General features: G+C 29.2%; 9 protein-coding genes. All 9 read left to right on the top strand.

Annotation, left to right across the window (positions count from 1 at the left end):
• Positions 1-37: 37 nt before the first annotated feature.
• A complete protein-coding gene (locus tag Q3304_RS20355) occupies positions 38-436 on the top strand; it encodes a nucleoside 2-deoxyribosyltransferase domain-containing protein (protein ID WP_407815316.1) in 399 nt (132 codons plus the stop codon).
• Positions 437-440: 4 nt separating this feature from the next.
• The gene (locus Q3304_RS20350; RefSeq protein WP_407815317.1) at positions 441-713 is read left to right on the top strand and encodes a DUF2829 domain-containing protein; all 273 of its coding nucleotides are present in this window, start codon (positions 441-443) and stop codon (positions 711-713) included.
• 91 nt (positions 714-804) lie between these two features.
• Positions 805-1455 carry a hypothetical protein gene (locus Q3304_RS20345; protein ID WP_407815318.1) on the top strand — a complete coding sequence of 217 codons (651 nt, stop codon included), beginning with the start codon at positions 805-807 and terminating at the stop codon, positions 1453-1455.
• 58 nt (positions 1456-1513) lie between these two features.
• Positions 1514-2203, top strand: coding sequence for a phage terminase small subunit (gene terS, locus Q3304_RS20340; protein WP_407815319.1), 690 nt, complete (start codon positions 1514-1516; stop codon positions 2201-2203).
• Complete coding sequence (locus Q3304_RS20335) at positions 2181-3434, top strand: PBSX family phage terminase large subunit (protein ID WP_407815477.1); 1254 nt, start codon at positions 2181-2183, stop codon at positions 3432-3434. The genes terS and Q3304_RS20335 overlap by 23 nt, the downstream gene beginning before the upstream one ends.
• Positions 3435-3439: 5 nt before the next feature.
• Positions 3440-4882 carry a phage portal protein gene (locus tag Q3304_RS20330; protein ID WP_407815276.1) on the top strand — a complete coding sequence of 481 codons (1443 nt, stop codon included), beginning with the start codon at positions 3440-3442 and terminating at the stop codon, positions 4880-4882.
• Positions 4872-6269, top strand: coding sequence for a polymorphic toxin type 50 domain-containing protein (locus Q3304_RS20325; RefSeq protein WP_407815275.1), 1398 nt, complete (start codon positions 4872-4874; stop codon positions 6267-6269). Before Q3304_RS20330 ends, Q3304_RS20325 begins: the two co-directional genes overlap by 11 nt.
• Positions 6270-6283: 14 nt before the next feature.
• Positions 6284-6484 carry a hypothetical protein gene (locus Q3304_RS20320; protein ID WP_074092169.1) on the top strand — a complete coding sequence of 67 codons (201 nt, stop codon included), beginning with the start codon at positions 6284-6286 and terminating at the stop codon, positions 6482-6484.
• A 65-nt stretch (positions 6485-6549) separates the two neighbouring features.
• On the top strand, positions 6550-7058 hold a 509-nt coding region (locus tag Q3304_RS20315), incomplete at its 3' end, for a phage scaffolding protein (protein ID WP_407815274.1).

Raw genomic sequence — 7058 nt, 5'->3', positions numbered from 1 at the left:
TATTTTTATACAATAAATTAAGAAGGAGAATGATATTATGAAAGTATTTTTAGGAGGAACTTGTAATGAAAGCACTTGGAGAGATGAATTGATTAGTTTGTTAGAAATTGATTACTATAATCCAGTTGTACCTAATTGGACAGAAGAATGTATGGAAAAGGAAAGAGAACAAAGAAAAATTTGCGACTATTGTTTATACACAATAACACCACTTATGACTGGGGTATATTCGATTGCAGAAGCAGTAGAAGATTCTATAAAAAGACCTCACAAGACTATTTTCTGTTTATATGACTCAATTAGAGATGGAAAAAAATTTACTATATCAGAATTAAAATCTTTAAATGAAGTTGGTAATATGGTTAAAAGAAATGGTGGAAAGTATTTTACTAATTTGCTTGATACAGCACTTTATTTAAATAAAAAAGGAGAATAATATTATGAAATTTGAAGAAGTATTACCATTAATAAAAAACGGAGAGAAAGCATTTAGATTAGGTTGGAATGGAAAAGGGATGTTTGTAGTTAGACAAAAGGGTTATCCAGATGGAATCCCTTGCAATAAGCAAACAGCAGAGGTATGGAATTTAAAAGAAGGGGATTTATTTAAATGTAATCCGTATCTACAAATAAAAAATAGTGATGGTTCGCATTCTATGTGGGTTCCTAGTACTGGAGATATATTTGCAGATGACTGGGAAGTAATAAGATAAAAGTATTATTTAGAATTATTTTGTAACTGTCGAACGATTGTTGAAGGATATTGACCTTTGAAGTTGAATTTTATACTTTGGAGGGGATAAAATGAAGGATAATTTATTTCTAAGTTGTTTAAGCACAATAATAGCTACTATAACAACTTTTATTACACTTTTTAGTAAAAATCAAAAAATAATAGAAACTCATACAGATACTTATTTTAATAAATTATTAGTTCCTTATATTAATGTATATAAAAATAACGATAATATAAATGCAGTTGATTATATAAAGAGTAGGTACACTCTAGAAGATTATTATATACCTAAATATATTTTTTACTTGGTAGATGAAAATAACTTTTGTTTGTTACATAAAATTTTAGTTGCAGATTATTGGGAAATACATCCATCTAAAAGAAAAAATATATACAAAGTCATGGATAATATATCTGATATAACTGATTTTCTATCTATAATGCTGCTATTTTTTCTGAGTATTCTATATACATATGGAGCTTTAGCATCAGGGTATTTATTTATATCTAAGATTGTTATGTTCAAAACTATGACTTTTGAGGATATAAAGCGTTTTATTGGATATATAAGTTTAACAATTTTTTTCTTCTATCTTTCAGTAAATATTTTTAAACATATTAATGATGATTACTCTATAAAGAATAAAGACATAATGAAAAATATACAAAAAAGAGAAAAAGATTATGATAAAAGTCATGATAGATTTTATATAAGCTAAAGAACTTCTAACCAGAGTTCTTTTTTTATTCCCAAAACGACAAAAATGAGGTGGTGGTATGAATGAAAAGGCAGATTTAGCCCATGAAGATTACTTAAAAGGACTCAAGTACAAGGAAATAGCTGAAAAGCATAATGTAAGTTTATCAACTGTAAAATCATGGGCAACTAGATACTGGAAACAAAAAGGTTGCAACCAACCAAAAAAAGTTGCAACCAAAAAGAGAGGTGCTCCTATAGGTAATACAAATGCTACTGGTCCACCTGGAAATAAGAATGCTGAAAAGTTTGGTTTCTTCTCAAAATATCTACCCGAAGAAACTAGGGAATTGATACAAGAAATATCTATAAAAGATAAATTCGATATTCTTTGGGAACAGATAACCATTCAATATGCAGCAATAATAAGAGCACAAAAGATAATGTATGTTAAAGATAAAGAAGAAATGATTAAGGAACTTAAGAAACATGAAAGTACAGAAAATGGTGAGAAGATAGAGTATGAATTTCAATTTGCATGGGATAGGCAAGCATCTTTTCTTAATGCACAGAGTAGGGCAATGAGTGAGTTAAGAAGCCTTATAAAGCAGTATGATGAAATGATTCATAAGGATTGGAATTTAGCTACAGAGGAGCAGAAAGCTAGAGTTGAAAAGTTAAAATGTGAGGTTGCTAACCTAAATAAAGATGATATTGGAGATGATGAGTTGAAAATAAGTGTAGATTATGGTGATAGCAATGATAGTTAGAATAAAATTTAATCCATCTTTTAGAGAAGCTAACTTTACTAAAAAAAGATACAGAGCTATGAAAGGTTCAGCAGGTAGTGGAAAGTCTGTTAATGTAGCACAAGACTATATACTAAAGCTAGGTGATAAAAAGTACCAAGGAGCTAACTTATTAGTAGTTAGAAAATCAGAAGCTACACATAAATATTCAACATATGCAGAGCTTACAGGAGCTATAAATCGTATTTATGGTAAACAAGCTGATAAGTATTGGAAAACAACTTTAAATCCTTTAGAAATCAAAAGTAAGGTTACTGGTAATTCTATAATTTTCAGAGGAGTTAATGATGCAAAACAAAGAGAAAAATTAAAATCAATTAACTTCTCGAAAGGTAAATTAACATGGGTATGGTGTGAAGAAGCTACAGAACTTATGGAAAGTGATATAGACATACTAGACGACCGTTTAAGAGGCATTTTAACTAACCCTAATTTATACTATCAAATGACATTTACATTTAATCCAGTTTCAGCCACTCATTGGATAAAAAGAAAATATTTTGATTATAAAAATGATGATATATTCACTCATCATAGCGCTTATTTACAAAATAGATTCATTGATGAAGCTTACTATAGAAGAATGCAAATGAGAAAAGAGCAAGACCCTGAAGGATACAAAGTCTATGGGCTTGGAGAATGGGGAGAAACTGGTGGAGCAATACTTAAAAACTATGTTATACATGAATTTCCTACAGAATTTGAATACTTTGATAATATGAGACTGTCACAAGACTTTGGCTTTAATCACGCAAATGTAGTTCTTAGAATTGGTTTTAAGGATGGTGAACTATATATATGTAGTGAAATATATGTGCATGAAATGGATACCTCAGAGATAATAAAGATTGCAAACAGTAAAGGCTTAGAAAAGAATCTATTTATGTACTGTGATAGTGCCGAACCTGACAGAATTAAAATGTGGAAAAGTGCAGGATATAAAGCTAAAGGAGTTAAAAAAGGATCTGGAAGTGTTAAAGCTCAAATAGATTATTTAAAACAGTTAAGAATACATGTACATCCTAGTTGCACTAATACAATAAAAGAAATACAACAATGGAAATGGAAACAAGATGAAAGAACAGGGTTATATCTTGATGAACCAGTTGAATTTATGGATGATGCAATGGCTGCTCTTAGATATTCTATAGATAATAAACTTAAAAATAATGGAATAAGCTTCTTGAAGTAAAGGAGGTGTTGAATATTTATATAAGTGAAACAGATTTAATAAAAGCTCAACTAAAAAAAGAGAGTACTTTTAATCTAGCAAAAGTTATAGAGCATTATATTTTAAAGCATAGACCAGAGAAATACAAACAAGGAGAAGAATACTATTATGGTAATACTGATATAAACAATAAGAGAAGATATTATTTTTTAGATGGAGCTAAGGTTGATGATTTTACTAAAGTTAATAATAAGGCAATTAATAACTACCATAAGCTTTTAGTTGACCAAAAGGTGGGCTATAGTGTTGGAAATCCAATAGTATTTAATGCAGATGATGACAATTTTACTAAGCTTTTAAATGATATGTTAGGGGAAGAATTTGACGATACAATAACAGAACTCTACCTCAATGCTAGTAATAAAGGGATTGAATGGTTACATCCATATATTAATAGAAAAGGTGAGTTTAAATATGTAATAATACCTGCTGAGGAAGCTATTCCTATTTGGGACAGCAAAAGGCAAAAGGAGTTAGTTGCATTTATTAGATTCTACTACATTGAAGATATAGATGGTAACAAGATAAAAAGAATTGAATATTATACAGAAAATGATGTAACTTACTTTATTGAAAGAGGTAATAATTTTGTTCAAGAGCTTTTATATGATGAATATGGAAAATTGACAGAAATACAAGAGGGTCATTTTAGAGTAAACAACAAGGAGCAAGGATGGGGCAAAGTACCTTTTATACCTTTTAAAAATAATGAAAAGTGTGTCTCAGATTTAACTTTCTATAAATCATTAATAGATATATATGACAATAACATTTCTACACTTGCAGACAATTTAGATGAGATACAAGAGTTTATTTATGTATTAAAAGAATATCCAGGAACAAGTCTACAAGAGTTTATAGATAATATAAGATATTATAAATCAATTAAAGTTGATGATGGAGGAGGAGTTGACAAGCTAGAGATAAGTATACCAATCGAAGCTAAAAAGGAGCTTCTTGATAGATTAGAAAAGAACATAATTATCTTTGGCCAAGGGGTTAATCCGGAGTCTCAAAACACAGGTGATAAATCGGGTGTAGCACTTAAATTTTTATATTCACTACTTGATTTAAAATGTTCTAAGACTGAAAAGAAGTTTAAAAAAGCAATTAGAGAACTTTTGTGGTTTGTATGTGAGTATTTAAAGATAAGTAGTAGTAAGAGCTATGATTATAAGTCAGTTCAAATAACATTTAATCATTCTATGATAATAAATGAATCTGAAAAAATAGATATGGCTTCTAAATCAACTGGAATTATATCAGATGAAACTATTGTTAGTAATCATCCTTGGGTTGAAGATGTTAATGACGAACTTGAAAGACTTAAAAAACAGGAAGAAACCCAAAAAGAATATGATGATTTAATTCCTACTAATAATCAAGAGGGTGTTATAGATGAAACATAAAGATTATTGGAGGAAAAGATTTGAACAATCAGAAGAAGTTCAAAACAATAAAAGTGTAAAATATTATCTTGAATTGGGAAAGCAATACAAATTAGCTATGAATAGTATAGAAAAAGATATATTATCATGGTATAACAGATTTGCTGAAAATGAAGGTATTTCTTTGTTAGAAGCTAAGAAACTGTTAAATACAAGAGAACTAGAAGAGTTTAAGTGGAGTGTTGAGGAATATATTAAATATGGCAAAGAAAATGCTATTAATCAAAAGTGGATGAAAGAGTTAGAAAATGCTAGTGCAAGGGTTCATATAACGAGGCTTGAAGCTTTAAAACTGCAAATACAACAACAAGTGGAAGTGCTTTATGGAAATGAACTTGATAGCATTGATAGGTTAATGAAAGATATTTATACAAGTGGATATAATCATACAGCTTTTAACATTCAACAAGGTGTTGGTGTTGGATGGAGTTTGATGAGTCTTGATGCTAACAGAATAAATAAAGTTATTTCTAAGCCATGGACCAGTGATGGGTTAAATTTTTCAGAAAGAATTTGGAGTAAGCATAGGCCTGCTTTAATCAATGAGTTACACACTAAATTAACGCAATCAATTATTAGAGGTGAAAATCCTAAAAATCTAGTAAATGACTTTGCTAAGATGTTTAATGTATCTAAATCTCAAGCTAAGAATTTAATAATGACTGAATCAGCTTTTTTTGCATCAGCTTCAAGAAAAGATTGTTTTAATGATTTAGATGTAGAGAAATATGAGATAGTTGCTACACTAGATTTAAGAACTTCAAATATATGTAGAGAATTAGATGGTAAAGTATTTGATATGAAAGATTATCAAGTCGGGGTTACAGCTCCACCGTTTCATTGTCGTTGTAGGACTACAACAGCTCCTTGGTTTGAGGATGAAGAAGGTTACAGAGCAGCAAAAGGAAAAGATGGAAAAACATATTATGTACCATCTAGTATGAAGTATAATGAGTGGTATGAGAAGTATGTTAAAAACAATGATATCTCAGAAATAAAAAATAGTGCTATAATAGATAGCATAAAAGAAGATATTAAAAAGGGTAACTATAATTTAAATATTCATGATGGGAAACAAGGAAAACATTTAAAAGGGCATAATAATTATATAGAAGGAAGAAGCTATTTAACTATAACAAAAGAAGAGGCTCAGGAACTTATAAACAGGCATGCTGGTAATGGAATTATAAAATTTAATCGAAGTGGAGAATGGGATAAAAAAGAACTTATAGAAATTGATAAGAATATAGGGGTCAATGTTAATAATATTACAGGTGAAAAAACTCTTACAAATAAGTTTAAGATACATTATTCCAAAACTGGAACACATATAGTACCAGCTTTATAAGGAGGGAAAATAAAGTGAAATTATGGGAATATGTAGGGAAAAATATTCAAATAACTTGTGTAGATAAGCAAATAATAAGAGGAAAGTGTGATGGGTATACACAAGCTTTAGATAATGAACCAGAAATAGCAAGTATATCAATAGCTAGGGATGGTTATGGAATTGAAGTTTATGAAAATGAAATAGAATCTATTGAAAATATAAGTAAAAAATAACTAAGCATGTACTTAAAAATAAGTAGATGCTTTTATTGTGTAAAAAATGAAAGGAGATATTAAAAGTGGATTGGTTAAAAGAATTGCTAGAAGGAATAAAAATCGAGGATAACAAGATTGATATAGCTTCTCTTCAAAAGTCTATAGAAAAGAAAATAAAAGAGACTACAGTTACTCAAGAAGATTATGTGAATCTTGAAACACAACTTAATACAGCTAATGAAACTATTAAAAAGTTTGAAGGAGGTATGACAAAAGAAGATGTAGATAACTTAAAAACAACTTATGAAACTGATAAGAAAGTTTTAGAAGAAACTTACAAAAAAGAAATTGAAGAAAAAGACTTTAATTATTGGTTAGGTGATGCTTTTAAATCTGTTAAATGTAGGGATGAAATAGCATTAAAAGCTCATTTGGATATGGAATCACTAAGAAATAGCAAGGATAGACAAAAGGCTTTTGAAGAACAGATAAACCCTTTAAAAGTGGATAAAGATTATTTGTTTAATGCAACACTAGAAGGTGGAGAACCTAAAACAAACACTATAACACCAGGTCAAGAGCCTAAGATAAA

It is taken from the genome of Clostridioides sp. GD02377 (assembly GCF_045899875.1).
GTDB classification, from domain to species: domain Bacteria; phylum Bacillota; class Clostridia; order Peptostreptococcales; family Peptostreptococcaceae; genus Clostridioides; species Clostridioides difficile_A.
This window is presented reverse-complemented; position numbering and strand designations above follow the sequence as displayed.

Excerpts from the sequence above, each read along its gene's own strand:
- Q3304_RS20355 (WP_407815316.1), top strand. The coding sequence starts at position 38 with ATGAAAGTATTTTTAGGAGGAACTTGTAATGAAAGCACTTGGAGAGAT.
- Q3304_RS20350 (WP_407815317.1), top strand. The coding sequence starts at position 441 with ATGAAATTTGAAGAAGTATTACCATTAATAAAAAACGGAGAGAAAGCA.
- Q3304_RS20345 (WP_407815318.1), top strand. The coding sequence starts at position 805 with ATGAAGGATAATTTATTTCTAAGTTGTTTAAGCACAATAATAGCTACT.
- terS (WP_407815319.1), top strand. The coding sequence starts at position 1,514 with ATGAATGAAAAGGCAGATTTAGCCCATGAAGATTACTTAAAAGGACTC.
- Q3304_RS20335 (WP_407815477.1), top strand. The coding sequence starts at position 2,181 with ATGGTGATAGCAATGATAGTTAGAATAAAATTTAATCCATCTTTTAGA.
- Q3304_RS20325 (WP_407815275.1), top strand. The coding sequence starts at position 4,872 with ATGAAACATAAAGATTATTGGAGGAAAAGATTTGAACAATCAGAAGAA.